Origin of the sequence: Sphingobacterium puteale (assembly GCF_050986225.1) — a bacterium.
Lineage (GTDB): Bacteria > Bacteroidota > Bacteroidia > Sphingobacteriales > Sphingobacteriaceae > Sphingobacterium > Sphingobacterium puteale.
In genome coordinates, this window is sequence record NZ_CP158959.1 from 2,767,049 (window position 1) to 2,792,972 (window position 25,924).

The window sequence follows — 25,924 nt, forward strand, 5'->3', positions numbered from 1 at the left end:
TAATTAACAATGTACGCAATAGTAAATATAGCAGGACAGCAATTTAAGGTTGCAAAAGACCAGTTCCTTTTTGTACACCGTTTACAAGGAGATGAAGGCGCTAGTATTGAATTTGACAATGTATTGTTAGCAGAAGACGGTGGTAAATTTACCATTGGTACACCTAGCGTTGCTGGTGCAAAAGTTTCGGCTAAAATTTTGTCTCATTTAAAAGGCGATAAAGTTATCGTTTTCAAGAAAAAACGTCGTAAAGGCTACAAAAAGAAAAACGGTCACCGTCAACAATTTTCTAAAATCCAGATCACTGGTATTACGTTATAATTGAATTTTTAATCAGACATTAGTCTTAAATTAAGATAAAGAAATGGCACACAAAAAAGGTGCGGGTAGTTCTAAGAACGGCCGTGAGTCACATAGCAAGCGTTTAGGTATCAAAATCTTCGGTGGTCAACAAGCAATCGCAGGTAACATCATCGTACGCCAACGCGGTACACAACACAATCCTGACACGAATGTTGGTATTGGTAAAGACCACACATTGTTCGCTTTAGTAGACGGTAAAGTAGTTTTCCGTAAAAAAGCTAACAATAAATCTTATGTATCTGTAGTTCCTACAGAACAAGCATAAGGTTTGCAACAATATTTGAAGAAGGCATCAAGCAATTGATGCCTTTTTTTATGTATGTCCCTTTTATTGTTTAATTTTTTTAAACAGCTGCAAAGATTTTGTTAAAAATCTGCAGCGTTTCATCTGCCTGTGTACGAGCTGCTTGCTGAGCCGTGCCAGCTGTAACTATGGTGTTTGTTTATAAATTATCCGCTTAACTCCTGCGATGAATTGTTATTTTCTGTTAAATGTAACTGCTTTGGTACAATTTTTATAAAGGATATGTGTTTTTTAAGCATGCTTGTCCTCTGGGGTTAAGCGCTGGTGCATATATAATGAGGATATTCCATATGGCCATTAAAATACAAAATGCGAAGCATTCATGGATACATTGAATGCTCATACAACTGAATAATTACTTATATATGAAATACAACAAGTTTGGATATGGCCTGTGCGTTGGATTATTTGCCTGTTCATTATATTCCTGTAGTTCGATCTATATGCCCAATGTGCCTTCGGTACCTATGTTTACGGAAGCTGGTGAGGTTTATATTTCCGGGAATATAAACACAAAGGCAAACGTTTCTGCAAATCTGGGAGTAGCCGTGACCGATCATGTCGCTGTCATTGCCAATGGATCTTATTTGGACAATAAATCCGATACGAAAGACTATGCACAGAAAATGGGGGAAGCAGGGATCGGGTACTATACGCGTTTTGGCCGAAAAAATAATCGTGTATTTGAAGTGTATGGCGGATATGGGCTAGGAACCACGAGTGTAGTTGATAAAAGATCTTCAACCATGGGGCAGGCTATTGTCGAGACACAGGATATGGATTTTGACAAAGTGTTTGTGCAAGTGAACTTTTCATCGGAAAAGAAAGACGCTCTGAAATTGTTCGGAAATAAACATGATATTGACTATGGGACGATTATCAGACTGAGCAATATGCGTATGAAGAACTTCGCTATTGATGGTTTTGCCGTAGCGAAAGAAGATAACATGCTGATTGAACCTATATTTTATACACGGATGGGGCTTGGGAAAGGGTGGAAGTTGCAGTATACGAATGGAATGGTTTTTGGCTTTAAAAGTAATACATATTTAAAAGCGGGTTACCCATTGTTTACACTGGGAGTTTTGTATAAATTTGGAGGAAAATAGCGGCTATGAGCAAGAAAATTTTATTTGGATGTTTGGTCTTTTTGGTTTTATTCATTTCCGGATGTGGTGTGAACCGACAAAAGGCACAGATCGAGAACTTGGCGAAATGTAAGTTTGATGTAGAATCTGTAGACAGTATTCGATTGGCAGGAACATCATTGCAGCGTCTGATAAAAAATAATCAGATTGATCTGGGGGCAGCACCCAGTTTGGCTTTGGCCTATTTACGAAAAGATATTCCATTGGATGCGGTTATTCGTCTTAAAATTGATAACCCAACCTTGAAGAAGGCGTCAATCAATAAGTTTCAGTATATCATCCTGTATGGCGGTCAACAGCTTGTCGAAGGAATTGTCAATCAATCCTTACAAATTGAACCCGGGGGATCAACGATGGCCAATGTGCGTATTGCGACCAATATTTATGATCTGTTAGTAAATTCTGACCTGCAAAATTTTTTAATGTCCAGTGATGAGAATAAAAAGGGAATATTTACGTTAAAAATTAAACCTTCAATCAATATTGCTGGCCAATCGGTATTCTATCCTGGATATATTACCATAGACAAGGCGGTGAGCCGAAAAATCCTGCTATAAAGGATACGGATCAGTAAAGAGATAAAAAGGTTTTCCATGCGCATGGAAAACCTTTTTTGTTGAAGATTTTTTAATGCACTGTGCTCGGCATAAAGAGCGACAGGTCAATTTGCTAAACCGTTATTATAAAATGGTTATTCGGTTAATAATTAAACTGTAATAAAAAAGTTATAGTGCCAAAGTGTAAAGTATACACCTTATTTTATATTTTAGTCTTTAAATAGAAACCTAAATATGTTAAAAAGATTCTTAATTCCTGTTTTACTGTTTGCTGGAGTACATGCCATTGCTCAAAACAAGTTGGATTCTTATGAGCAGACCATTGCGGGAACCAATCTTTCGTTTAAAATGGTAGCTATCCCGGGCGGAAGCTTTAAAATGGGATCTGTATCTGGCGGTAAGGAAGATGAAAAGCCAGCGCACGAGGTTAAGCTCGACCCTTTTTGGATGGGACAGTATGAAGTAACCTGGGACTTGTTTGAACCCTTTTTGTACAAAGATTATGAAATTGCGAAAAGTAAGGATGGTAAGGTTGCTCCGGAAATAGACGCCGTAACCCGCCCTACGAAGCCCTATCTTGACATGACATTTGGTTTTGGTAAAGAGGGGCATCCCGCACTTGCTATGACCCACTATAATGCGATTCAATTCTGCAAGTGGTTATATGTTCGTACTGGGGTGTTTTATCGTCTTCCTACGGAGGCAGAGTGGGAATATGCGGCTCGTGCTGGTGCGAAGACGGCTTATTTTTTCGGCGACAACGATACGCAATTAGGAGAATATGCCTGGTTTAAGGATAATGCTGACCAAAAAACGCATGTGGTAGGAGAGAAAAAGCCAAATCCTTGGGGCCTTTACGATATCTATGGAAATGTGGGGGAATGGACCTACGACCAATATAAGGCTGATAGCTATGCAGAAGGTAAGGATAAGGTATTGATTAATCCTGTTGTTGTTCCTACGACATTGTATCCCAATGTTGTCCGAGGTGGTGCATTTGACAGTGCCGCTGCTGATCTGCGCTCGGCTGCCCGTGGTGCATCGGATCCTATATGGAAACAATTGGACCCGCAGGTCCCCAAAAGTAATTGGTGGTTCCCCGAGGCCCCCTTTGTTGGTATGCGTTTAGTTAGACCGGTTAATCCCCCTAGTCATGAAGAGATTATGGCTTATTATGATAAAAAACCAATTAAAGATTTTTAAAAAAATAAAATAATCAATATAAAACTATTATGGAAAATCTAGAAAGAAGAGATTTTATTAAAACTTCTGCCATGGTTGCTGGCGGCGCCATGTTAAGTTCGCTGCCTTTATCTGGAGCCTATGCTGCTGGTTCCGATGTGATCAAAGTAGCTTTAGTAGGCTGTGGAGGTAGGGGGACAGGGGCTACATTTGATGCGCTAAGTTCGGGAGCGAACATCAAAGTTGTTGCTTTGGCTGATGCATTTAAAGATAATTTAGATAGTACATATAATACCCTTAAGGAAAAATGGCAAGATAAAATTGACGTCAGCGACAACCATAAATTTGTAGGTTTTGACGCCTATAAAGAGGCAATCAAATTGGCAGATGTGGTTATTCTGGCTACGCCCCCGGGATTTAGGCCAGCACATTTTGAAGAAGCAATCCGTCAGGGAAAACATGTTTTCATGGAAAAACCCGTTGCTGTGGATATTCCGGGCGTGCAACAAGTAATAGCCGCCGCGGCAGAAGCCAAACGCAAGAAATTAAATGTTGTCGTCGGTTTGCAACGTCGTTATCAAACGAATTACCGTGAGGCCATTAAACGTATTCACGATGGTGCAATCGGTGATGTAACTTCGGGACAGGTGTATTGGAATTCAGGTGGGGTATGGGTACGCCCACGTAAGCCTGAGCAAACAGAAATGGAGTATCAAATGCGCAATTGGTACTATTTCAACTGGTTATGCGGTGACCATATTGTTGAACAGCACGTACACAATATTGATATTGCAAACTGGGTGAAAGGTTCCTATCCGGTATCTATCCAGGGAACTGGAAGCAGGGCGCACCGTACAGGCAAAGAATATGGTGAGATCTACGATAATTTTGCGCTGGAATTAACCTATGCGGACAACAGTGTGGTATATAGCCAATGTAGACATTTTGAAGGAATACAAAATCGTGTTGATGAGCAGTTTCAGGCAACAAAAGGCCGTGTATACCTTTCTGCCGGTGGACAAGCCATATTGTATGATTGGAAAGGTAAAGAAATCTATCGTCATGATGCGAAAGGTAACCCTAACCCTTATCAACAGGAACATAAAGAACTTTTCGCAGCGATTGCTAACGGAGAGTATAAGTTTGACAATGCGGAGTACGGTGCCTACAGTACTTTAACTGGTATCATTGGCCGTATTGCTTGTTATACAGGTAAGGTCATCAAATGGGATGAGGCATTGAAATCAACGATCAAATTAGGTCCGGATGTCTTGGCTTGGGATGCAAAACCGAAGTTATTGCCGGATACCGAAGGTTTTTATGCTGTAGCTAATCCTGGTCAAAATACCAACCTTTATATTTAACAGCTGTGCGGCAATGGGGCTAAAGAGGGAAATCTGCTGTATATTCTTTTTTATGATTGGGTTGCTTGCTGCGCAGGCGCAAACTGGTTCAAAAGAGTTAAATAAGATTCGCCTGGAAGGCCCCGCGCAGGGCACACAATTTCACATCACTTATTTCGCGCCGGATAGTGTTGTCAAGCGGTCGGAAGTTGATAGCATCTTGAGAATCATTGATCTATCCATGTCGGTCTATCGCAAGGATTCAAAGATATCGCTGTTCAACCAGGATACGGTACAACATATCGAAATGGATAAGCATATGGCGCATGTCATCGCCGCTTCATTCCGATACAACAAACTATCTAAAGGCCAATTCGATATTACCATTGCCCCATTGGTCAACCTTTGGGGCTTCGGTGTAAAAAAAAGCCCGGTTGCACCCGATTCGGCGACCGTCTATCAGGCAAAGCAATTTGTCGGTATGCATAACCTCAAGGTCAGGGGCAATCAGCTGATCAAGAAAAAACCGGGTGTTAAAATTGACGTCAATGGTATCGCACAGGGCTATACGGTGGATGTGCTGGCAGATTATCTAAAATATAAAGGACTGTCGGATTACATGGTGGAAGTTGGGGGTGAAATCCGAGTTTCGGGAACAGCTCCCGGGCAACAGGGCTTTTCAATCGGTATTGTACAACCCGATGGAAGTAAACAGGAAGAGACTATGACGGCCGTTGTGCAGCTCCGGTCCGGGGCGTTAACTACGGCCGGTAGTTTTGAGAAGTTTATTAAATATAAAGATAAAAGACTGGGACACCACATAGACCCCATTTCAGGGTTTCCCTATACGACCAGCATCTTAAGTGTTACGGTGTACGCCGGAACAGCCATAGATGCCGATGCCCTGGACAATTACTTTATGAGCATGGAACCCACTGAAATTATTGCTAAAGCCAAAAAGCTGAAAGATGTGGAAGTTTTTGTTATCTACAAAAATAAAAACCAGTCCATTCAGACGATTTATTCGGATGGATTTGGTAAATTATTTAAAAATTAATCAACTATAAACAAAATGAAAAGATCTGATTTTATTAAAAGTGGCCTTTTGGCTGCTGGAGCCGGATTATCTGGGCACACATTTGCCTCAACAAATCAAAATGCAACCAATATGATGGATAAAGGAAAGACATTTAATCTAAATTATGCACCCCATCAAGGGATGTTCAAGAATCATGCAGGGGACAATTTTCTTGACGAAATTCGTTACATGTATGATTTGGGATTTCGTGGAATTGAAGACAATGGCTATCTCGGCCGGACATTAGATGAGCAAAAGAAAATAGGTGAACTACTGGCCAAATTGGGGATGACCATGGGTGTATTTGTGGTTGATGGCGGCCAAAACTGGATGCCTTCCTTGGCGACAGGAAAACAGGAGTTTTTGGATAAATTTGTCGAAACATGCCATAAGTCTGTCGAAGCAGCCAAACGCTGTAACGCAAAATGGCTTACGGTAGTGCCCGGATTCTACGAACGTAGACTTCCTTGGGGAAACCAATTCGCCAATATTCTTACCGCGATGCGTAAAGGAGCGGAGATCTTTGAACCCCATGGACTAGTGATGGTGCTTGAAACCTTAAGTGATACCCCGGAGTTATTTTTGCAACAGACACACGAAACCTATGCTTTGTGTAAAGCCGTGAATAGCCCTTCTTGTAAAATCTTGTATGATATCTATCACATGCAACGTACCGAGGGCGATTTAATCGCAAACATAAACCGTTGCTGGGATGAAATCGCTTATATACAGATTGGGGATAATCCAGGCCGTAAAGAGCCAACTACGGGCGAAATTAATTATAAAAATGTATTTAAACACATTCATAGTAAGGGATATAGGGGCGTAATGGGGATGGAGCATGGTAATTCTAAGCCCGGCAAAGAGGGCGAGGACAGATTGGTGGCCGCATACCGCGAAGTCGATAGCTTTTTGTAATATTTTAATAGTGTACTATTGACAATTAGATTTAATTTCTTAAATTGAGCAGGTAAAACCAATTAGTAGTATTGTAAAACACCATTTTTTTTATGATTTCATCAACAATAAAATTTAAACTATCCTTCATGATGTTCCTTGAATTTTTTATTTGGGGGGGGTGGTTTGTCACATTAGGCACTTTTTTGAGCAAGAATTTGAATGCGACAGAATTTGAAAAGGCTAATGTATTTTCGACGCAGTCATTGGGTGCGATTATCGCTCCCTTTATCGTAGGAATGATTGCCGACCGTTATTTTAATGCGGAGCGTATTTTGGGTGTTTTGCACTTAGTTGGCGCAGTGCTAATGTATCAGATGTATGGTGCTGCCGATATGTCTACTTTTTATCCCTATGTATTGGCCTATATGATTCTATATATGCCAACGTTGGCTTTAACGAGCTCGGTTTCTTTTAGGCAATTGACCAACCCTGAAAAGCAGTTCTCGGCTATACGCATCTGGGGGACCATTGGTTGGATCATTGCTGGTTTAGTTATCAGTTATTTTTGGGATGCAAAGGCCTCTGAAGGAGCATTAAAAAATACCTTCTTACTATCGGGGATCGCTTCTTTAGTATTGGGGATATTTTCCTTTGCTTTGCCAAAAACACCGCCGGTTAAATTGGATGAAGGCGAAAAGCCATCGTTTGCATCAATTATTGGTCTGGATGCCATTAAATTGTTGAAAGACAAAAACTTTTTTATATTTTTCATTTCTTCGGTATTGATTTGTATTCCATTGGCATTTTATTATTCCAATGCTAATCCTTTTCTATCAGAGATAGGATTAGAAAATGCCACTGGTAAAATGACGATTGGTCAAGCTTCGGAGGTCTTGTTTTTATTGGCACTTCCGATCTTCTTTACAAAATTTGGCTTTAAGAAGACCATTCTTGTGGGGATGTTAGCTTGGGTGATCCGTTATCTACTGTTTGCTTATGGTAATGCGGGCGAATTATCGTTCATGTTGTTGATCGGTATTGCCCTGCACGGAATCTGCTATGATTTTTTCTTTGTTTCAGGACAGATTTATACAGACAGTAAAGCAGGTGTTAAGTACAAATCTGCAGCTCAGGGCTTGATCACCTTGGCAACATATGGTGTTGGTCAGTTGATCGGTTTCTGGGTGGCAGGCTATGTAGGAGACAAATATAAAGATTTAAAAGCAACAGATTTAGCGGGATTTTGGAACCATACTTGGGTCGTGCCTGCAATTATTGCCGCAGTAGTATTTATTATCTTTTTAGCTCTTTTTAAAGACGAGAAGGTGGATAATGCGAACGCTGCACACTAAACAGAAAAAAATAACTATTTAAAAAAACAAATAATTAGAAGAGAGATGGCAACAAATACTTATGACGCGATTGTAATCGGTTCGGGGATAAGTGGTGGATGGGCTGCGAAAGAATTGACGGAGAAAGGGCTGAAAACAATTATGCTGGAGCGTGGTCGTAACATCGAACACATCAAAGATTATACTGCGCCAAATAAAAATCCATGGGAATGGCCTCATGCTGGTGGTCGTACGCAACAGATGATCGAAGATTATCCGGTTTTGCGTAGAGATTATCCCTTGAATGAAAAGAACCTGGATTTTTGGGTGAACGAAAAAGAGAGTCCCTATACAGAAGTAAAACGCTTTGACTGGTACCGCGGGTATCACGTGGGTGGTCGTTCTTTAATGTGGGGAAGACAATCTTATCGTTTGGGGGATTTGGATTTCGAGGCAAATTTAAAAGATGGCCATGGTGTAGATTGGCCAATCCGCTATAAAGATATTGCTCCTTGGTATAGTTATGCTGAAAAATTTGCCGGTATCTCGGGAAATAGAGATGGTGTGCCATCTTTGCCAGATGGTGATTATATGCCCGCAATGGCGATGAATGTTGTTGAAAAAGACTTGGCTGAGCGCCTGAAAAAACAATACGGTGGTCAACGTCATTTCATCATGGGTAGGACAGCAAACATTACTGTTCCGCATCATGACCGTGTCAATTGTCAATATCAAAATCAATGTTGGTTGGGTTGTAACTTTGGAGCTTATTTCAGTACGCAATCGGCGACTCTCCCTGCAGCAAAAAAGACAAATAACTTAACATTACGTCCTTTTTCTATCGTAACAAAGATTATTTACGATAAAAACACCAAAAAGGCAAAAGGTGTTGAAATTGTTGATGCTGAAACCAATCAGACTTATGAATTCTTTGCGAAAGTAATTTTTGTTTGTGCGTCGGCATTGAACTCGACTTGGGTGTTGATGAATTCAGCGACCGATGTTTGGGAAGGTGGTCTTGGAAGTAGCAGCGGTGAGCTTGGACACAATTTGATGGATCACCATTTCCGTTGCGGTGCCGGTGGTAATGTGGAAGGATATTTGGATAGCTATGTTTTTGGCCGTCGTCCGACAGGTCTTTATGTGCCTCGTTTTGTAAACGTTGAAGGCGATACGAAAAAACGCGACTATGTTCGCGGATTTGGTTATCAGGGGGCTGCAAGCCGTGGCCGTTGGTCCGGTGCTGTTGCCGAGATGGAAGTTGGTAGTGCATGGAAAGATGCGATCTGTGAACCTGGTACATGGAATGTAGGTTTCACAGCATTTGGGGAGACTTTGCCGTACCATGAAAATAAAATTACTTTGGATAAGAGCAAAAAAGATAAATGGGGGTTACCTGTGCTATCGTTCGATGCCGAAATCAAAGATAATGAATTGAAGATGCGTGGTGACATGCAAAATGAGATGAAGGAAATGCTGGAGAGCATTGGCGTAAAGGATACGTATACCTATGATAATGTATATGGATTTGGTCAAGGTATCCACGAGATGGGAACAGCTCGTATGGGACGCGACCCTAAAACATCGGTATTAAATGGGAATAACCAGGTTTGGGATGCATTGAACGTATTTGTTACGGACGGTGCGTGTATGACTTCTGCAGGCTGTGTTAACCCATCACTTACATATATGGCGCTTACTGCACGTGCAGTTGATTTTGCAGTTAGTGAATTGAAAAAAGGTAATATCTAATAGCTAAAGATTGATAACAAATGGAAAATAACTCAAATAAGTCGAGTAGAAGAGATTTTTTAAAGACTGCGGCAACTGCTGCGGCAGCTTTCATGATCGTTCCTCGTCATGTATTAGGAGGAAATGGTTTCATTGCTCCTAGTGACAAGTTACAAGTGGCTGGTATAGGTGTAGGTGGTAAAGGGTTCAGCGACATTAACGCATTTCATGATTCAGGCAAAGCAGATCTAGCGTTCTTATGTGATGTGGATGATCGTCGTGCTGCTGGAGCGTTGAAACGTTACCCAAAAGCAAAATATTATAAAGATTATCGTGAGATGTTGGACAAAGAACACAAGCGCATTGAAGCTGTTTCTGTTTCGACTCCGGATCATCAGCACGCAATCCAGGCATTGGCGGCAATGCAACTGGGCAAGCACGTTTATGTTCAGAAACCGTTGACACATGATGTTTGGGAAGCAAGAGCACTGACGCATGCTGCGAAGAAATACAAAGTGGTTACCCAAATGGGGAATCAAGGGGCATCTAACGATGGACCGCGTTTTGTTCGTGAATGGTATGAAGCTGGTTTAATCGGTGATGTACATACGGTATATTGTTGGACTGACCGTCCGGTGTGGCCTTCAGGAATTGCATGGCCAACAGGTAAAGCGGAAATTCCGAAAGAGCTAGACTGGGATCTTTGGTTGGGAACTGCACCATACAAAGAGTATGTGGATAAATTGGTACCTTTCAACTGGCGCGGCTGGTGGGATTATGGAACCGGCGCTTTGGGTGATATGGGCTGTCACTTATTGGAAGTTCCTTTCAGTACATTGGGATTGACTTATGTACAAGATGTACAGGCCACTGTAGGTTCTGTTTATGTAGATGAGTTCAAACGTGGATATTTTCCTGAAAGTTGTCCTCCGTCAAGTCACGCAACGCTGACTTTTCCCAAAACACCGCGCACAAATGGACCGGTAACATTACACTGGATGGATGGAGGTATTCAACCTGCACGTCCGGATGAATTAGGTCCGAATGAAATCTTTGGTGACGGTGGTAACGGCATCTTGTTGGTCGGTACCAAAGGTAAGATCTTGGCTGATACTTATGGTCAGAATGCACGTTTGTTGCCAACATCAAGAAAAGATCAGGTAGCGCAGAAATATGCTCGTGTACCCGGACAAGAGGCTGGTCACTACGCACAATGGGTAGAAGCTTGTCAGGCGGGTTATGGTAAAAAAGAGGTAAGTTCACCTTTCGAAATCGCTGGTCCTTTGACTGAAGCACTATTAATGGCTAATTTGGCGATCAGAGGTGCTGATTTACGTATTGATGGAAAATATCCGGGACGCAACTTGAAATTGTTGTGGGATAACAACAATATGCGTGTGACCAATTTTGATCATGTGAATCAATATGTCAAACGTAACTACAGGCAAGGTTGGGAAATGAAATATAATTTCTAAAATTAAGATATTTAGTAGTATGAATAGAAGAGAAGCATTACAACGAGTTGCCTTGATTTTAGGAGGAACCGTTATTGGCGCTAATTTATTTTTGGAAGGATGTACACGTTCGGCTACAAATGATGTGCAGGCTTTATTTGAGGCAAAAACAACAGATTTGTTAGGTGATTTAGCGGAAGCTATCCTACCAGCAACTGCAACTCCCGGTGCAAAAGAAGCTGGCGTGGGAAGCTTTATTCCCGTAATGGTCCGTGACTGTTACACGGAAAAGCAGCAAAAAGCATTTTTAGCTGGTTTTGCAAGTTTGGATGATAAAGCGAAAGAAGTGAAGGGAAAACCTTTCCTTGAACTTTCAGCTGAAGATCGGACAGCGGTAGCTGCAGCTTTGGATAAAGAGGCAAACGAGTTTAACAAGAAACAGGGCGAAGAGCAAAAAGATATTTTGGAGAAAAATAAAGAAAAACAAAATCAATTGTATAATTACGTGGAAAATGATCCACCACACTGGTTCACGATGTTTAAACAATTGACTTTGACGGGTTTCTTTAATTCGGAATTAGGTTGCACAAAAGCATTGCGTTTTGTTAAAATCCCCGGAAAATATGACGGAAACTTTCCGTACAAAAAAGGCGATAAAGCATTCGCATAATAGCTATGCATTGTATAAAATAAAAGTGGAGGCCCAAGCCTCCACTTTTATTTTATCTCTACCTCCAGTGCAAAATGAATACGTTGTTGTTTTGTGACGGACATGAAATAGCCCTTGTCGGTCGAATCCCCATTAATGTCAACAGTGTCATTATAACGAAGTTCTCTGAGGTAGTTCATCTCCAGCGATTTGATCTGATTTGTCAGAACCAGTTCGATTGGCAGCCTATCCATACACCAGTCCAGGTACCTGACATTATTGGCATGGTTGACAATATCAAGATCGGATAACTTGACGCTATATTGATCAATATTTTTGACAGATTGAGAAATATCCAATTTTGAGAAAGGCCGTTGTGTCGCAGGACGATCCGGATAAGTTGTAAAATCATCTGTAGAAATGGCCAGATCCTCAGAACTTCTTTTAACGGTATTGATCACCGCCCAATAGCTCGTGGCCGTAACATATACTTGTCCATTTACCCGAATTTCAAAATTACGCGTAGAGCGCGCACCTTCCAGTTCCTGTATCCACGTTCTTACCTGAACAATGTCCATCCATTTGGGCAGTCTGTTGATTTCAATACGCATTCTGCTGAGCACCCAGGTTTGGTTGTGTTTGGCCATTTCCTTAAAACCGAAACCGATATTAGTCGCATGCTCGCCAGCAGTAAGCTGAAGAATATTTGATAAGTCGGAGAAACGGATACGACCATTGGAGTAACATTGTGTAAAATAAATTTCCCAGTTTTTCTCAAAGACTGATTTTTCCATCTGTTGTTTTATTTTTGCAAAATTAGGCAATATGACTGATTTGGTCTCTTAAATCAAAATGAAATGACATAATTTTAAGATATTCAGATAATATTGTATCGCATGATAAATTTCAAGCATTAACAAAACAAAAAAGCGAAAACCGCCAATCGTTTTTTTATTGTAAAATAAATGATAGTTTTCAATTATTTAATTGATTATTATCACCAGATTAGGTAGATTTAAATAAGCCAATGGCATAAAATAATAAAATAAGATTGGTTTTATCGCGTTATATCAGGTGTAGCGTGAACATTAAATTTACACATTAAATGCTAATATTATGGTTGGAGAACTAATAGCTAAAGAGGAAATTCCTCAATTTAAATTTATCCCTGCGAGCGAAGATAAGTCAGCGACGTTTATGGATAAATTGAAAGGGGCCCTTCGGTTGGGAAATGAATTTAAGTCCAAAACTGAAATAGCCTTTCAAACAGATTCCGGACCAAAGCGTATCGAAACCACAGTGTGGTCATTAACCGATAGATATATCCAGATTAAAAGTGGGGTATTAATCCCGCTTCGGTCGATTATTGCAATTGACTATTAATAAGAAAGGCTCCTACGAATGTAGGAGCCTTTCTCTTGGCAATTCATCCTGAAAGGATTGTCTGTTTTAGTTAATAGGTTTCGCCAGTGAGTTCCTTCAGACGTATTTCTGAAACTTTCGCGTCGTACTGGGCTGTATAACTCCTGGTCATTGCATTGATATAATTTAACTGTGCTGTCCTTACTTCCAGGGTCGTAATCGTTCCGATACGAAACTTATCCATGGTAATGTTTAGATTTTCTTTGGCGAGTTCTTCGTTCTTTTTTTCTACGTTCGCCAATTCGATATTGGTAATATAGGTCTGAAAGAGTGTCCGAACTTGTGCCTGTATGTTTTGTTTTTGCTGCTGTATCTGTATTTCTGTGCTTTGCATCTGAAATTTCGCGATTCGTTCATTTCTGTTTTGAATAAACCCGTTGAAAATATTCAGTGAAGCAGTCACACCATAGTTAAGCCCTTTATTTTTGTTTTCCGTCGAGAAACCCAATGAGGAGTGGGATTCATTCCAATTATACCCGGTATTCAGTCCGATTTTGGGATAACGTTCCGCTTTGACGGATTTTAGATTCAGTTCAGCGACTCTTTTGTTGATGAGTGCCAATTGGATTTGTGGATTTTGCTGATCAGCTATCTGGATCAGATCGCCCAATTTAAGATCCGTATCCAGTTTCATCTCATCTTCGACCTGGAAATCTATGCCCAGGTCGCGAGTCATTAGCTGATTCAAGTAAGTCTTGGTATTTTGAAAGCTCTCGCGTTGCCGGAGTAAATTGGTCTGATCTGTATTTAGGTCGACTTTTGCATTCAATAGATCCAATTTGGATCCCTTTCCGATTTCCAGACGGTTTTCGGCCAAAGTGACCCGATATTGAGATAGGGTAATTGTCGTGTCTAAGGCATTCAATAAACGTTTTTGTTGTACCAGGTTGTAATAAGTGGCAATGACCTCGCTTAACTGACTGATCACTTCAAATTTGATTTCTGCTTCACCTTGGCGCTGTATTTCTTTGAATCTATCGCGGCGGGCAAACATACCAAATCCGTCAAATACTGTCCAGTTAAGATTGACTCCATAGGACATGTTGTCATTCTTGGCGTTGGAGATCTGCTGCACTTGTCCGTCATTCCTTACCTGACGGGAATTTTGAATAGAATTGCTCCGGCTAAAGCTTCCGGTGACGGCAGGGAGCATTCCGGCACTACCGAGACTTGTATTTTCGATATCTATTTTGTTGTCATTTTTTGCCAACAGGATATTGAAGTTGTTGCTCAGGGTGGTTGTTAAAGCCTCCTCCAGCGTTAATACTTGTTGCGCACGGGCTTGAAACAGGATGAAGCTAAGCAACATTGCGATGATTATATTTCTCTTCATGTCTGATCTATTCGTAGCTTTTAATGTTATCAAATTCAGGTCTGTGTTTTTTTGGCCTTGACCACATATAATAGATTGCAGGAATAATGAACAAGGTCAGTATCAACGAAAATATGGTGCCGCCTACAATAACAACCCCCATACCAATACGGCTTGTCGAGGCGGCGCCAAGGGACATGGCAATTGGCAAGGCGCCTAGCGCAATGGCTAGACTGGTCATTAAAATAGGTCTTAGGCGAGACTCGGCCGAATGCATGATGGCCTCAAATTTTTCCATACCCTCTTCTCGCATCTGATTGGCAAATTCAACAATTAAAATACCGTTTTTCGTCACCAGACCGATCAGCATAATGGTTCCGATCTGGCTGAATATATTCCAGGTCTGATCAAATAGCCATAAACTGATCAGGGCGCCGGCTACTGCCATCGGCACGGTAAGGATGATGATAAATGGATCAAGGAAGCTTTCAAATTGAGCCGCCAATATCAAATAAATCAGCAACAGGGCTAACCCAAACGCAAATAGGGTATTTGAGCTACTTTCCACAAAATCGCGGGATTCGCCACTAAGGTCAGTTGTAAAACTCTGATCCAGTACTTTCTCCTTGATACGGTCCATCGCAGCGATGCCATCGCTCATGCTCATACCGGGTGCAAGCCCGGCGGAAACGGTAGCTGACATGTAACGGTTATTGTGGTAAAGTTGTGGCGGACTGCTTTTTTCCTTGACATTGACGACGTTATCCAATTGTATGAGCTGTCCTATATTATTGCGGACATAAATTGAAGTTAGATCTGTTGGCGTGGCCCGCCTATCGTTTTCCACCTGTCCGATTACTTGATATTGCTTTCCGTCACGCATAAAATAAGCGAAACGCTGACCGCTTAACAACAGCTGAAGTGACTGAGAGACATCGAGTACGGACACACCCATACTCAAGGCTTTTAAACGATCAATTTCGACATGAAGTTCGGGTTTGTTAAACTTCAGGTTGATATCCGTTGTTGAAAATGTAGGATCATTATTCACTTCATTCATAAACTCCGGAATCTTCTCCTGGAGCTTTTCAAAGTTTTGTGCCTGAATAATATACTGTACCGGTAAACCGCCTCTACGGTTCATGGAAATGGTTGGTGTCTGCGAAACATTGACACGCACGCCATCGTATTTTTTTGTCCATTTGGTCAGCTCCTTTGCAACATCATCCTGCGACCTTGTACGTTCTTCTGGATCGACCAGGGTCATGCGAATCCGTCCGGAGTTGACGGAACTGGCACCAAAACCCGGAGAAGTGATATTTAAACTAATCTTATTTTCAGGAATGGAATCGTAAACGAGCTTGTCCAGTTCTTGCATATAACGGTCCATATATTCATAAGTGGCTCCCTCGGGGCCTGTGACATTGACCATAATGCTACTCCGGTCGTCATAAGGGGCGGTTTCTTTTTTGATGGAAGAGAAGATCACTCCGATAATGACAAAACAGACCAATAAGATTGGGAAGCTAATCCATTTGAACTTCATGAACTTATCTAGGCTATTGGCATAACCCTTATTCATTTTCACGAACATGGGTTCGGTCCATTCATAAAAGCGGGTCTTTTTATGTCCTCCACCTTTGATCAGGTAAGCATTGAGCATGGGCGTCAAGGTGAGGGAAACAAAGGCCGATACCAGCACGGCCGAGGCGATAACCACTCCGAATTCACGAAACAGGCGACCAACGAAGCCTTCCAGAAATATCACTGGTAAGAAAACAGAAGCAAGTGTGATGGAAATGGAAATGACCGCAAAGAAAATCTCTTTTGACCCCTTTAAAGCAGCTTCAATAGGAGACATGCCTTCTTCAACCTTCTTAAAAATATTCTCGGTGACGACAATTCCGTCATCCACGACGAGTCCTGTTGCCAAAACAATCGCCAGTAGGGTAAGCACATTGATCGAAAACCCAAAAATGTACATGATGAAAAAAGTTGCGATCAGGGATACGGGGATATCCAATAAGGGCCGTAGAGCTATTCCCCAGTCACGGAAGAAAAAATAGATGATCAGTGTAACCAATATAATGGAGATCAGTAAGGTCTCTGCTACCTCAACAACGGACTTTTTGATGAATTTGGTATTGTCAGAAGCGATATTGATGCTGATATCCTGAGGGATATCCTCTTTCATCTGATCCAGCATCTTGTAAAAATTATCGGCGATTTCTAGGTAATTTGTTCCCGGTTGAGGAATAACGGCCACACCGACTAGCTGTTTACCGTTGCTGACCATTTTTGTCTCTAAATTTTCAGCATCAATTTCAGCACGGCCGATGTCAATAAATTTGACCAGCCGTGTGCTATCTGCTTTTAGGACGATGTTGTTAAACTGCTCGGGTGTGGAAAGGTTGCCAACTGTTTTTACGGTTAATTCAGTGGTGTTACCAACAATTTTACCGGAGGGGAGTTCAATGTTTTGGTTGTTCAATGCGGTCCGGATATCGGAAGCGGTAATACCGTAAGCGGCCATTCGGTCGGGATTGAGCCAGAGGCGCATAGCATAACGTTTCTGACCGTAAATTTGCGTGCTACTGACTCCGGGAATGGTCTGTAGCCTTTCGGAAATAACGTTTTCAGCATAATCACTCAGTGAAAGCTTATCTCTGGTTTCACTCTGTAGGGTAAGCGTAATGATCGGATCGGAGTCAGCATCTGCCTTTGATACAACAGGAGGGGCGTCAATATCTTGAGGCAGGCTTCTGACAGCCTGCGATACTTTGTCACGCACATCATTGGCAGCTTCTTCCAGATTTTTCTTTAAATCGAATTCAATTGTAATATTACTTGATCCCTGATTGCTCGAGGAGGATATGTTGCGAATTCCATCGATGGAGTTGATCGCCTTTTCCAGAGGTTCAGTGATCTGGGACTCGATAATATCGGGATTGGCACCGGCGTAGTTGGTGCGGACCGATACGATGGCCGGATCAATGGAAGGGTATTCACGAACGCCCAGAAAACTAAAGCCAATGTAGCCAAATAGAATAATTGTAATATTGACAACAATGGTTAAAACGGGGCGCTTTATAAAAACGGCAGATAAATTCATGTACAGTTAGTTAGCTAGTGAAACTTTAACCTTCACTCCATCTTTTAATGCGAGAACGCCAGTTGTCAGGACCGTGTCCCCGGCACTTATTCCGGATAAGATGACTATCTCTTTATCCGTACGGGACCCGGTTTCAACTTTGGTTTCTTTTGCCAGCCCATTTTCCAGAATAAATACTTTTTTTCCGTCCTGAACCGGGACGATCGCCTCGGTCGGAATAGCGATCGCATCATTTTCTACTTCAATCGGCAGGATAACATTGACAAAAGATCCTACCCGAAGCCGACCCTGTTCGTTCGCTGTCCGTGCCCGAACAGTCAATGTGCGGGTGTCTGGGGATACTTCAGGTTCGATCGCATAAATGTTTGCTTTGATGACTGTTGGGTCATTGGCAACACTAAATTCGACGGGGGCATTTAACTTGACCATATTACTGTATTTTTCAGGGATAGCAAATGTAATCTTGACCGAATTGTCTTTGACCAAATTTGCGATCAGGGTATTCGATGAGACGATTGCACCAACTGAAATGTTTCTTAAGCCGATCATGCCGCTGAATGGTGCTCGCACGGTTGTCTTGGAAATCTGCGCCTGAATCAACTGGATTTGCGCCTGTGCAGTTTTTAACGCTGCACTGGCGATATCAAATTCTTCCTGACTGATTGCGCCTTTCTGAAGTAACAGTTTTGCCCTACGCTCATTTTCTGCATTAAGCTGATTTGTTGTCTGAGCCTGCTTTAGTTGTGCCTGAAGTTCAATATCATCAATCTTGATCAACGGCTGTCCTTGTTGGATACGTTGGCCCTCTGAAAAGTAAATTTTTGTAATTCGACCACTGACCTCGCTTCTGATCTCAACCTTTTCTTCGGCATCGATACTTCCGGACAAATTAATGGACCGATCTGCTACAGATGATTTTGCGATAATCGCCTGTGCAGCGACAGGAGCATCTTTTTTGACGGTAGATTGGCCACTTTCTTTCTTGTCTTTTTTTGAATTTATGAGGAAATATCCACCTCCGATAACAGCACAGGCTAGAAGGATGTAGATGGTCGTTTTTTTATTCATTGTGGTATAGTCCTTATGTGGTTTTTGATTTGACGGATAAAGATAGGTTTATTCTAATGATGAAACCGGTTGTCAAAAGGATTTTACAATACAGAACAACCATCTATCCGTTGATGGTGCAATATGCTGGCTATAAAAAAAGCTAGAAACTTGTTCTAGCTTTATGCTTATTATTTTTTCGCTTTGACTGTTTTCTTTTCGACTTTTTTTTCCGTCGAATCATCTACTTTTGGTTTAATGGAAGCTTTCGATAAATGTGGTCTTCTTTTTCCAAAAGAACCGTTTGATATTTTTCCTCTTCTGGTTTTGATATCACCTTTTCCCATAGTATAAAATATTTTGGTTTTAACAATACATTATTGATAAGTTTAAATATACCATATTCCTTTTGGATTTGCAATTTACTTAATATTAAATGATTGGGAAAATTCTTTTCTGTATGTCTATTTTAAAGTTTTGGCTGATGGTCTCAAAGAAAAGGTTATTGGCTGGTTTATTTTCTGCTAACAGATAAGGGATCTCCAGGATGTGATCTTTTAATTTGATCCGATAATAACCATAGAGCAGACCTCTGGTGGTCTGAATGGACTCAACCTGTTGTACGCCCTGAATGTCCCGGAAAATATTGAAAGTATAATTATCCGCACGAAGCTGTTCCACAAAAACCTCATTTGTTTTGGTGTTAAACCAGATCTGCTGGCTCTTGATCTTGCTGAAGTGATTATTGAAAAGAAAGAGGTACCCAATTAAAAAAAAGGCGATTGGAAGCAAAAACAATACAATCTTAATTTTGACAAAGAGCAATACTGTGATGAGAATAAGGACCACGCCCATTAGGGCATTGGAGAGTGTTTTCTTGAGGGTGGATTGAATGAGTGCAGCGGGCGCTTCGATCAATTGGAAGCCCGATTTTAAATTTTTGGAATTTATGTCTTCTGATCCGGAAAAATTAAATTTTTTCCGGATCAGAAGATAAGAAGCTAGGAGAATTAGTCCAACAATCAACAATTTCATGACGCTTTGTTAATATTGTTCTTCTGCATTTGGATATTGGACAGCCTTGACCTCAGCAACGTAATTGCTCACTGCTGCTGTAATCTGCTCGTGAAGATTGGCAAAATGTCGCATAAACTTTGGCTTAAAATCCGCATTCATCCCCAACATGTCATTAATGACCAATACCTGGCCATCGCAATCGGCACCTGCACCTATTCCGATTGTTGGAATATCCAATTTTTCGGTTACCGTTTTGGCTAAAGTTGCAGGAATTTTCTCCAATACAATGGCAAAACAGCCCACTTCTTGTAGAGCCAGTGCATCTTCAATAAGTTTGGCTGCTTCTTGTTCTTCCTTGGCACGGACACCAAAATTTCCAAATTTGTTAATGGACTGTGGTGTTAAACCCAGATGTCCACATACTGGGATTCCGCCGGAAATAATCTTTTTGATATTTTCAATAATTTCAAGACCGCCTTCCAATTTCAGGGCATGTGCGCCGGATTCTTTCATCATGCGTACAGCGGCCTTGTAGGCTTCGTTTGCAGAACCCTGGTAGCTACCAAAAGGTAAATCTGCCAAGACCATGGCGCGTTCTGTGCCCCGTGCAACGGCCGCTGCATGGTAGATCATATTGTCAAGCGTGATGGGTAGGGTGGTTTCATAGCCAGCAAATACATTGGCAGCAGAATCTCCGATTAGAATAACATCTACACCAGCACTGTCTACCATTTTGGCCATGGAGTAGTCATAGCTGGTCAGCATCGAAATCTTCTCCTGACGTTCTTTCATTGCTTGAAGCATTGCTGTGCTTACTCTTTTTATTTCTTTGTTTACAGACATCTTAACTTATATTGTAAACCCAAAAGTAAGGTTTTTATCATACATTGGCCAATATTCTGCCTTGTGTTTTGTATTTTTGTCAAATGATACAGAATGAAACCCGTCTATTTAAATTTCCCAAATTTTCAGAATTAATAATCTATGAGGATGAAAATTTGATTGTTATAAATAAACCCCCTTTTGTCGCTTCTTTGGACGAAAGGGAGGGGGGAGAGATTAATATTCTCCGTTTGGCAAAGAAATATCATGCTGACGCTCAAGTCTGCCATCGTTTGGATAAGGAGACTTCAGGTATTTTGTTGATCGCGAAAAATCCGGAAACCTACCGTTCGATTTCCATCGCTTTTGAAAAGCGCAGAGTCAATAAGGTCTACCATGCTATTATCAGCGGCACGCATACTTTTAACGATCTTGTTGTCGACTTGCCTATTTTAAACCTAGGCAATAAAAATGTATCCATTGACCGCGCAAATGGCAAGCCTGCGGAAACCATCTTTAATTCCCTTAAATATTATAAGAATTATACCTTAGTAGCGTGTAAACCGATTACAGGGCGCATGCACCAAATCCGTATTCATTTGGCTACACAGCATGCTGCAATCGTAGGGGATAGCATGTACCGCGGAAAACCTGTTTATCTGTCACAAATTAAGAAAAGAGGCTATACTTTGTCCAAGGATGAAGAAGAACAACCCATTATGAAACGTTTTGCCTTGCATGCCAAGCATGTTGAATTTGAATTGAATGGTGAACAAATGGTATTTGAGGCACCTTATCCGAAAGATTTTGCAACTTTGCTGAAGCTGTTGGATAAATTTGATTCTTAACCTGCCGTAAATCTTATTTATGAATCCAAAAACAAAAAAGATAATTGGCAATGTTGTGTTTGTGCTGTTCATTGGTTTATTGATATGGCCGACAAGCAGAAGTTATTTTCAACAGCTGTTGATGAAGATCGGTTTATTTAAACCGAAATTGGAAGTACCACAACAGGTTGCAGAGCCTCTCAGTTCGGGGACAGAGAATGTTGGTAAGGGCGTCACGTTTATGAATCATTTGGGCGAAACGGTATCTGTAGCAGATTTAAAAGGCAAAGTAGTGTTTATCAACTTTTGGGCAACTTGGTGTGGGCCGTGCCGCGCGGAAATGCCTTCCATCAATGTGCTTTATGATAAATTCAAAGACAATCCCAATGTGGTATTCTTAATTGTAGAGATAGAAGGTGATAAGGAAAAGGCAGCTGCTTTTGTCAAAAACGAAAAGCTAACTTTACCCATCAGCTATCCGAACAGTGATATCCCGAAAGAGTGGCTTTCGGAGTCTATTCCAAGTACAGTTATTTTGGGTAAGGACGGCAACTTGGCTACACGACATGAGGGCATGGCCGATTATTCTACACCGGATGTGGCAACTTTTATTCAAGATTTAATCAATAAATAATTACGATCTATATATTAGCATGACCAGAGCAGAACTTATTCATCAAATCAAAGAGAAACGTTCGTTTTTATGTGTCGGATTGGACACAGACCTTACTAAGATTCCTGAACACCTGTTGGATGATGAGGATCCGATCTATAGTTTTAATAAAGCAATTATAGATGCTACAGCTGATTTATGCGTCGCTTATAAACCAAATATTGCTTTCTATGAATGTTATGGACTAAAAGGGTGGCAGTCTCTTCAAAAAACCTGGGCTGCATTGCCGAAAGATTGTTTTAGTATCGCTGATGCCAAACGTGGCGATATCGGAAATACCTCAGGCCGTTATGCAATGGCATTTTTTGATGAGTCAAATTCAGGTTTGGGATTCGACAGTATTACCATTGCTCCTTACATGGGGAAAGATTCGGTCACACCGTTTTTGGATTTCAAGGATAAGTGGGCTATTGTACTGGCATTAACATCGAATGAAGGCAGCCTGGACTTTCAAAATTTTGAAAATAAGGAAGGGCTTCAGTTATTTGAGCAGGTCATTGATAAAGTAAGTACTTGGGGAAACATAGACAATTTAATGTATGTTGTGGGTGCAACAAGGGGAGAGGGTTTTATTAAGATCCGTCAACATGCACCGGAGCATTTCCTATTGGTGCCGGGGGTAGGTGCACAGGGCGGTTCGTTAGAAGATGTATGCAAATATGGGATGAATAAAGACTGTGGTTTGCTAGTGAATAGTACCAGAGGAATTATATATGCTTCAAAAGGACGTGATTTTGCGGAACGCGCGCGTGAGGAAGCCTTGAAATTACAAAAAGAGATGGAAATTGAACTGCTAAAAGCAGGTATTATTTCCTGATTTGACATTTAATAATTCATTCGTAATACTTACCTTTGCAGCATGCCAGAAAAAATTATCATTCTAGACTTCGGGTCTCAGTACACGCAATTAATTGCAAGACGTGTCAGAGAACTAAATGTGTATTGTGAGATACACCCGTTTAATAAATTGCCAGATTTTGACGAATCTGTGAAAGGAGTTATATTCTCCGGAAGCCCCTTTTCGGTTCGACAAGAGGATGCGCCTCAAATTGATTTTTTCGCTATTCAGGAGCGATTTCCTCTTTTAGGAGTGTGTTATGGTGCACAGTATATTGCTCAAAAATCGGGTGGAGATGTACTGCCATCTGAAATCCGTGAATATGGTCGTGCAAATCTGCAATTTCTCAATAGTGAAAATGAATTGTTGGCAGGCGTACCCGTACAATCTCAGGTATGGATGTCGCATGGCGACACGATTAAGGAGGTGCCGGCAAACTTTGATATCATTGCCAGTACAGATAAAGTACGCGTAGCAGCTTACCAGGTAAAAGGCACACGTACTTATGGTATACAGTTTCATCCAGAAGTAACACATAGCACGGATGGTGCCATTTTATTGAAAAATTTTGTTGTCGGGATCTGTGGTTGCACGCAGGACTGGACTCCAGATGCATTTGTGGAGACAACCGTAGCATCATTGAAAGAACAGCTGGGTGATGACCATGTGATCATGGCATTATCCGGTGGTGTAGATTCTACTGTTGCTGCAGTTTTATTACACCACGCAATCGGACAGAAATTACATTGTATTTTCGTGGATCATGGCTTGCTTCGTAAAGATGAATACGAGCAAGTATTGGATTCTTACAAAAATATGGGTTTAAATATTAAGGGAATTAATGCAAAAGACTTATTCTATGGTCGTTTGGCAGGCGTTTCTGAACCTGAGGAGAAGCGTAAGATCATCGGTAATTCCTTTATTGATGTGTTTGACGAAGCTGCGAAGGAAATTCAAAAAGAATTACCAGAAGGAATTGAAGCCAAGTGGTTGGGGCAAGGTACAATTTATCCTGATATTATTGAATCGGTTTCGGTTAAAGGACCTTCAGCAACCATAAAATCACATCATAATGTAGGCGGTTTGCCTGATTTTATGAAGTTGAAAGTTGTTGAACCATTGAAGACGTTATTCAAAGATGAGGTCAGAAGAGTTGGTAGGGCATTAGAGGTAGATCAGGCGATTTTGGGCAGACATCCATTCCCGGGACCGGGTTTGGCCATTCGTATTTTAGGTGATATTACTGCGGAAAGAGTAAGAATTGTTCAGGAAGCAGACGCAATCTTTATCAATAATTTGAAAGAATCCGGTTGGTATGATAAAGTATGGCAAGCTGGTACGATCTTTTTACCTGTACGTTCAGTTGGTGTAATGGGTGATGAACGTACTTACGAACATGTCGTGAGTTTAAGAGCTGTAGGATCGCTTGATGGGATGACTGCAGATTGGATACATCTACCATATGACCTGTTGGCAAAAATTTCAAATGAAATTATCAACCATGTGAAAGGAATTAACAGAGTTGTATATGATATCAGTTCAAAACCACCCGCTACGATTGAGTGGGAATAAAATATGGGTTGCAGCACTCGTGGCATTATGCTTAGCGAGTTGTACAACCAAAAAAAGCACAGTATTGCGTTCGCCCTCTTCTAGTCGGGGCGAACAGCAAACTGATGCCACTAAACCAAACAGTGAGAAAGATAAGCCTGCCATAAAGGTAGGTGATGTGCAAAATGTAAATGGCCATTCGGTTAAGAACAATAAAATTGCACTACTTTTGCCGTTTGAATTAAATAGTATTGCTAAAACGGTGACTACAGAAGATGTCGAGCGTTCTGCTCTGGCTCTGGATTTTTACCAAGGTTTTCAATTAGGTCTGGATAAGATCGCTAAAGACGGAATGCTTTTTGATTTGCAGGTTATCGACTCGCGCGATAATGTTGCCTATAATGCGTCGTTGGGAACGGCGGCGGCAGTAAAGGATGCCGCGCTTGTTGTCGGGCCTGTCTATCCAAGGGAAATTCGAAGTTTTGCGCAGACTTTTGCCAACAAAAATGTTCTTCAGGTTTCTCCATTGGCAGCAACGATGGCTTCAGAATTTAGCCTGCCCAACCTTGTGTCCATGACACCGTCGATACGGACGCATGCTGAAACCTTGGCAAAATACATTGCCGACCAGTATTATACTGGCGATCAGATTTTGATCTATGATGCCGGTGATGATGAGAGCAAACAGTTTTTGGTTAATTTTGCCAATGAAGTTACAAAGGCAAATGCGCAGGCAAAGATAAAAACAGTGATGAGCATCAATGAACTCAATAATAGTCTTGTACTCGCAGGTACGAATCATGTTGTGTCAGGAACTGCGAATAAGAATCTCGTCAAAGGATTGTTGGATGCTATGGATGAGCGTTTCTTGAACCCCGGTAATCAATTTAAATTGTATGGACATCCAAACTTTTCGAAGCTTTCTTTCGAAAATTTTGAAAATATGGACTTTTATGGCTTGACGATTACGTCTTCGAGTCTGGCCGATGAATCGGATGGTGATACTAGAAAGTTTATAGCAAATTATAAATTGCTGTATAAAGTCGATCCTTCAGAGTTTTCCTATAAGGGCTATGATGCAGCTGTTTATTTTGGGCGTTTGCTCCATAAATATGGTGTTGACTATGTAAGTCATATCACGCAGGAAAAATTTTCAGGGCTCAATAGCGATTATAAATTTGAGTTTTATCCAAAATGGGGCTATGCCAATAGAGCTTTAGGGATAATGGTCTATCACAACAGGAAATTTGAAAGAAAATAATC

The 25,924-nt window shown here is 41.2% G+C and carries 25 protein-coding genes; 18 read left to right on the top strand and 7 right to left on the bottom strand.

Annotated features, from left to right (window positions below; genetic code table 11):
• Positions 1-9 precede the first annotated feature (9 nt).
• The 12 genes from rplU (at position 10) to ABTV71_RS11645 (ending at position 12,061) form a co-directional block, all read left to right on the top strand.
• Positions 10-321, top strand: a complete 312-nt coding sequence (gene rplU, locus ABTV71_RS11590) for a 50S ribosomal protein L21 (protein ID WP_028068281.1) — start codon at positions 10-12, stop codon at positions 319-321.
• A gap of 43 nt (positions 322-364) precedes the next feature.
• Positions 365-628, top strand: a complete 264-nt coding sequence (gene rpmA, locus ABTV71_RS11595; protein WP_046672918.1) for a 50S ribosomal protein L27 — start codon at positions 365-367, stop codon at positions 626-628.
• A 404-nt stretch (positions 629-1,032) separates the two neighbouring features.
• Complete coding sequence (locus ABTV71_RS11600) at positions 1,033-1,776, top strand: hypothetical protein (RefSeq protein ID WP_433903304.1); 744 nt, start codon at positions 1,033-1,035, stop codon at positions 1,774-1,776.
• A gap of 5 nt (positions 1,777-1,781) precedes the next feature.
• On the top strand, positions 1,782-2,372 hold the full coding sequence (locus ABTV71_RS11605; RefSeq protein WP_121121931.1) for a hypothetical protein: 591 nt from the start codon (positions 1,782-1,784) through the stop codon (positions 2,370-2,372).
• A gap of 234 nt (positions 2,373-2,606) precedes the next feature.
• On the top strand, positions 2,607-3,575 hold the full coding sequence (locus tag ABTV71_RS11610; protein WP_433903305.1) for a formylglycine-generating enzyme family protein: 969 nt from the start codon (positions 2,607-2,609) through the stop codon (positions 3,573-3,575).
• A 29-nt stretch (positions 3,576-3,604) separates the two neighbouring features.
• Entirely contained in the window at positions 3,605-4,918 is a 1,314-nt protein-coding gene (locus ABTV71_RS11615) for a Gfo/Idh/MocA family oxidoreductase (protein ID WP_433903306.1), read from the top strand.
• A 52-nt stretch (positions 4,919-4,970) separates the two neighbouring features.
• Positions 4,971-5,954, top strand: coding sequence for an FAD:protein FMN transferase (locus tag ABTV71_RS11620; protein ID WP_433903307.1), 984 nt, complete (start codon positions 4,971-4,973; stop codon positions 5,952-5,954).
• Between the two features lie 15 nt (positions 5,955-5,969).
• Positions 5,970-6,893, top strand: coding sequence for a hydroxypyruvate isomerase family protein (locus ABTV71_RS11625; RefSeq protein ID WP_121121937.1), 924 nt, complete (start codon positions 5,970-5,972; stop codon positions 6,891-6,893).
• Positions 6,894-6,988: 95 nt separating this feature from the next.
• Positions 6,989-8,227 carry a nucleoside permease gene (locus tag ABTV71_RS11630; protein WP_433903707.1) on the top strand — a complete coding sequence of 413 codons (1,239 nt, stop codon included), beginning with the start codon at positions 6,989-6,991 and terminating at the stop codon, positions 8,225-8,227.
• A 45-nt stretch (positions 8,228-8,272) separates the two neighbouring features.
• Positions 8,273-9,958 carry a GMC oxidoreductase gene (locus ABTV71_RS11635; protein WP_121121939.1) on the top strand — a complete coding sequence of 562 codons (1,686 nt, stop codon included), beginning with the start codon at positions 8,273-8,275 and terminating at the stop codon, positions 9,956-9,958.
• A gap of 20 nt (positions 9,959-9,978) precedes the next feature.
• A complete protein-coding gene (locus ABTV71_RS11640; RefSeq protein ID WP_121121941.1) occupies positions 9,979-11,412 on the top strand; it encodes a Gfo/Idh/MocA family protein in 1,434 nt (477 codons plus the stop codon).
• 19 nt (positions 11,413-11,431) lie between these two features.
• Positions 11,432-12,061, top strand: a complete 630-nt coding sequence (locus ABTV71_RS11645) for a gluconate 2-dehydrogenase subunit 3 family protein (protein ID WP_433903308.1) — start codon at positions 11,432-11,434, stop codon at positions 12,059-12,061.
• Between the two features lie 47 nt (positions 12,062-12,108).
• Here ABTV71_RS11645 and ABTV71_RS11650 read toward each other — a convergent pair whose 3' ends face one another.
• Positions 12,109-12,834 (bottom strand): acyl-[acyl-carrier-protein] thioesterase, encoded by a 726-nt coding sequence (locus tag ABTV71_RS11650; protein ID WP_121121945.1) that lies wholly within the window; start codon positions 12,832-12,834, stop codon positions 12,109-12,111.
• Positions 12,835-13,156: 322 nt separating this feature from the next.
• Between ABTV71_RS11650 and ABTV71_RS11655 the strand changes: the two genes are divergently transcribed.
• The gene (locus tag ABTV71_RS11655; protein WP_172394354.1) at positions 13,157-13,423 is read left to right on the top strand and encodes a hypothetical protein; all 267 of its coding nucleotides are present in this window, start codon (positions 13,157-13,159) and stop codon (positions 13,421-13,423) included.
• A gap of 70 nt (positions 13,424-13,493) precedes the next feature.
• Here ABTV71_RS11655 and ABTV71_RS11660 read toward each other — a convergent pair whose 3' ends face one another.
• The 6 genes from ABTV71_RS11660 to panB all read right to left on the bottom strand — a co-directional run bounded on the left by ABTV71_RS11660 (position 13,494) and on the right by panB (position 20,793).
• Positions 13,494-14,795, bottom strand: a complete 1,302-nt coding sequence (locus tag ABTV71_RS11660; RefSeq protein ID WP_121121947.1) for a TolC family protein — start codon at positions 14,793-14,795, stop codon at positions 13,494-13,496.
• Between the two features lie 7 nt (positions 14,796-14,802).
• Positions 14,803-17,886, bottom strand: coding sequence for an efflux RND transporter permease subunit (locus ABTV71_RS11665; protein WP_433903309.1), 3,084 nt, complete (start codon positions 17,884-17,886; stop codon positions 14,803-14,805).
• Between the two features lie 6 nt (positions 17,887-17,892).
• Positions 17,893-18,954 carry an efflux RND transporter periplasmic adaptor subunit gene (locus tag ABTV71_RS11670; protein ID WP_121121951.1) on the bottom strand — a complete coding sequence of 354 codons (1,062 nt, stop codon included), beginning with the start codon at positions 18,952-18,954 and terminating at the stop codon, positions 17,893-17,895.
• Positions 18,955-19,124: 170 nt separating this feature from the next.
• Positions 19,125-19,280: a 30S ribosomal protein THX gene (locus ABTV71_RS11675; RefSeq protein WP_121121953.1), complete on the bottom strand. Its 156-nt coding sequence runs from the start codon at positions 19,278-19,280 to the stop codon at positions 19,125-19,127.
• 85 nt (positions 19,281-19,365) lie between these two features.
• Positions 19,366-19,968 (bottom strand): hypothetical protein, encoded by a 603-nt coding sequence (locus ABTV71_RS11680; RefSeq protein WP_121121955.1) that lies wholly within the window; start codon positions 19,966-19,968, stop codon positions 19,366-19,368.
• A 9-nt stretch (positions 19,969-19,977) separates the two neighbouring features.
• Positions 19,978-20,793, bottom strand: coding sequence for a 3-methyl-2-oxobutanoate hydroxymethyltransferase (gene panB / locus ABTV71_RS11685; protein ID WP_433903310.1), 816 nt, complete (start codon positions 20,791-20,793; stop codon positions 19,978-19,980).
• An 83-nt stretch (positions 20,794-20,876) separates the two neighbouring features.
• Here panB and ABTV71_RS11690 point away from each other — a divergent pair, with 83 nt between their 5' ends.
• From ABTV71_RS11690 to ABTV71_RS11710, 5 genes are read left to right on the top strand one after another with little or no spacing between them, the layout of a single operon-like run.
• The gene (locus ABTV71_RS11690; RefSeq protein ID WP_121121959.1) at positions 20,877-21,620 is read left to right on the top strand and encodes an RluA family pseudouridine synthase; all 744 of its coding nucleotides are present in this window, start codon (positions 20,877-20,879) and stop codon (positions 21,618-21,620) included.
• A 19-nt stretch (positions 21,621-21,639) separates the two neighbouring features.
• Positions 21,640-22,233, top strand: a complete 594-nt coding sequence (locus ABTV71_RS11695; protein ID WP_433903311.1) for a TlpA family protein disulfide reductase — start codon at positions 21,640-21,642, stop codon at positions 22,231-22,233.
• Between the two features lie 19 nt (positions 22,234-22,252).
• Positions 22,253-23,089: an orotidine-5'-phosphate decarboxylase gene (gene pyrF / locus ABTV71_RS11700; protein WP_121121964.1), complete on the top strand. Its 837-nt coding sequence runs from the start codon at positions 22,253-22,255 to the stop codon at positions 23,087-23,089.
• A gap of 42 nt (positions 23,090-23,131) precedes the next feature.
• Positions 23,132-24,682, top strand: coding sequence for a glutamine-hydrolyzing GMP synthase (gene guaA, locus ABTV71_RS11705; protein WP_121121966.1), 1,551 nt, complete (start codon positions 23,132-23,134; stop codon positions 24,680-24,682).
• Positions 24,639-25,922, top strand: a complete 1,284-nt coding sequence (locus tag ABTV71_RS11710) for an ABC transporter substrate-binding protein (protein ID WP_433903312.1) — start codon at positions 24,639-24,641, stop codon at positions 25,920-25,922. Before guaA ends, ABTV71_RS11710 begins: the two co-directional genes overlap by 44 nt.
• Positions 25,923-25,924: the final 2 nt, after the last annotated feature.

Coding starts and splice junctions, on each gene's coding strand:
- rplU (WP_028068281.1), top strand. CDS start 10: ATGTACGCAATAGTAAATATAGCAGGACAGCAATTTAAGGTTGCAAAA.
- rpmA (WP_046672918.1), top strand. CDS start 365: ATGGCACACAAAAAAGGTGCGGGTAGTTCTAAGAACGGCCGTGAGTCA.
- ABTV71_RS11600 (WP_433903304.1), top strand. CDS start 1,033: ATGAAATACAACAAGTTTGGATATGGCCTGTGCGTTGGATTATTTGCC.
- ABTV71_RS11605 (WP_121121931.1), top strand. CDS start 1,782: ATGAGCAAGAAAATTTTATTTGGATGTTTGGTCTTTTTGGTTTTATTC.
- ABTV71_RS11610 (WP_433903305.1), top strand. CDS start 2,607: ATGTTAAAAAGATTCTTAATTCCTGTTTTACTGTTTGCTGGAGTACAT.
- ABTV71_RS11615 (WP_433903306.1), top strand. CDS start 3,605: ATGGAAAATCTAGAAAGAAGAGATTTTATTAAAACTTCTGCCATGGTT.
- ABTV71_RS11620 (WP_433903307.1), top strand. CDS start 4,971: ATGATTGGGTTGCTTGCTGCGCAGGCGCAAACTGGTTCAAAAGAGTTA.
- ABTV71_RS11625 (WP_121121937.1), top strand. CDS start 5,970: ATGAAAAGATCTGATTTTATTAAAAGTGGCCTTTTGGCTGCTGGAGCC.
- ABTV71_RS11635 (WP_121121939.1), top strand. CDS start 8,273: ATGGCAACAAATACTTATGACGCGATTGTAATCGGTTCGGGGATAAGT.
- ABTV71_RS11640 (WP_121121941.1), top strand. CDS start 9,979: ATGGAAAATAACTCAAATAAGTCGAGTAGAAGAGATTTTTTAAAGACT.
- ABTV71_RS11645 (WP_433903308.1), top strand. CDS start 11,432: ATGAATAGAAGAGAAGCATTACAACGAGTTGCCTTGATTTTAGGAGGA.
- ABTV71_RS11650 (WP_121121945.1), bottom strand. CDS start 12,834: ATGGAAAAATCAGTCTTTGAGAAAAACTGGGAAATTTATTTTACACAA.
- ABTV71_RS11655 (WP_172394354.1), top strand. CDS start 13,157: ATGGTTGGAGAACTAATAGCTAAAGAGGAAATTCCTCAATTTAAATTT.
- ABTV71_RS11660 (WP_121121947.1), bottom strand. CDS start 14,795: ATGAAGAGAAATATAATCATCGCAATGTTGCTTAGCTTCATCCTGTTT.
- ABTV71_RS11665 (WP_433903309.1), bottom strand. CDS start 17,886: ATGAATTTATCTGCCGTTTTTATAAAGCGCCCCGTTTTAACCATTGTT.
- ABTV71_RS11670 (WP_121121951.1), bottom strand. CDS start 18,954: ATGAATAAAAAAACGACCATCTACATCCTTCTAGCCTGTGCTGTTATC.
- ABTV71_RS11675 (WP_121121953.1), bottom strand. CDS start 19,280: ATGGGAAAAGGTGATATCAAAACCAGAAGAGGAAAAATATCAAACGGT.
- ABTV71_RS11680 (WP_121121955.1), bottom strand. CDS start 19,968: ATGAAATTGTTGATTGTTGGACTAATTCTCCTAGCTTCTTATCTTCTG.
- panB (WP_433903310.1), bottom strand. CDS start 20,793: ATGTCTGTAAACAAAGAAATAAAAAGAGTAAGCACAGCAATGCTTCAA.
- ABTV71_RS11690 (WP_121121959.1), top strand. CDS start 20,877: ATGATACAGAATGAAACCCGTCTATTTAAATTTCCCAAATTTTCAGAA.
- ABTV71_RS11695 (WP_433903311.1), top strand. CDS start 21,640: ATGAATCCAAAAACAAAAAAGATAATTGGCAATGTTGTGTTTGTGCTG.
- pyrF (WP_121121964.1), top strand. CDS start 22,253: ATGACCAGAGCAGAACTTATTCATCAAATCAAAGAGAAACGTTCGTTT.
- guaA (WP_121121966.1), top strand. CDS start 23,132: ATGCCAGAAAAAATTATCATTCTAGACTTCGGGTCTCAGTACACGCAA.
- ABTV71_RS11710 (WP_433903312.1), top strand. CDS start 24,639: ATGATATCAGTTCAAAACCACCCGCTACGATTGAGTGGGAATAAAATA.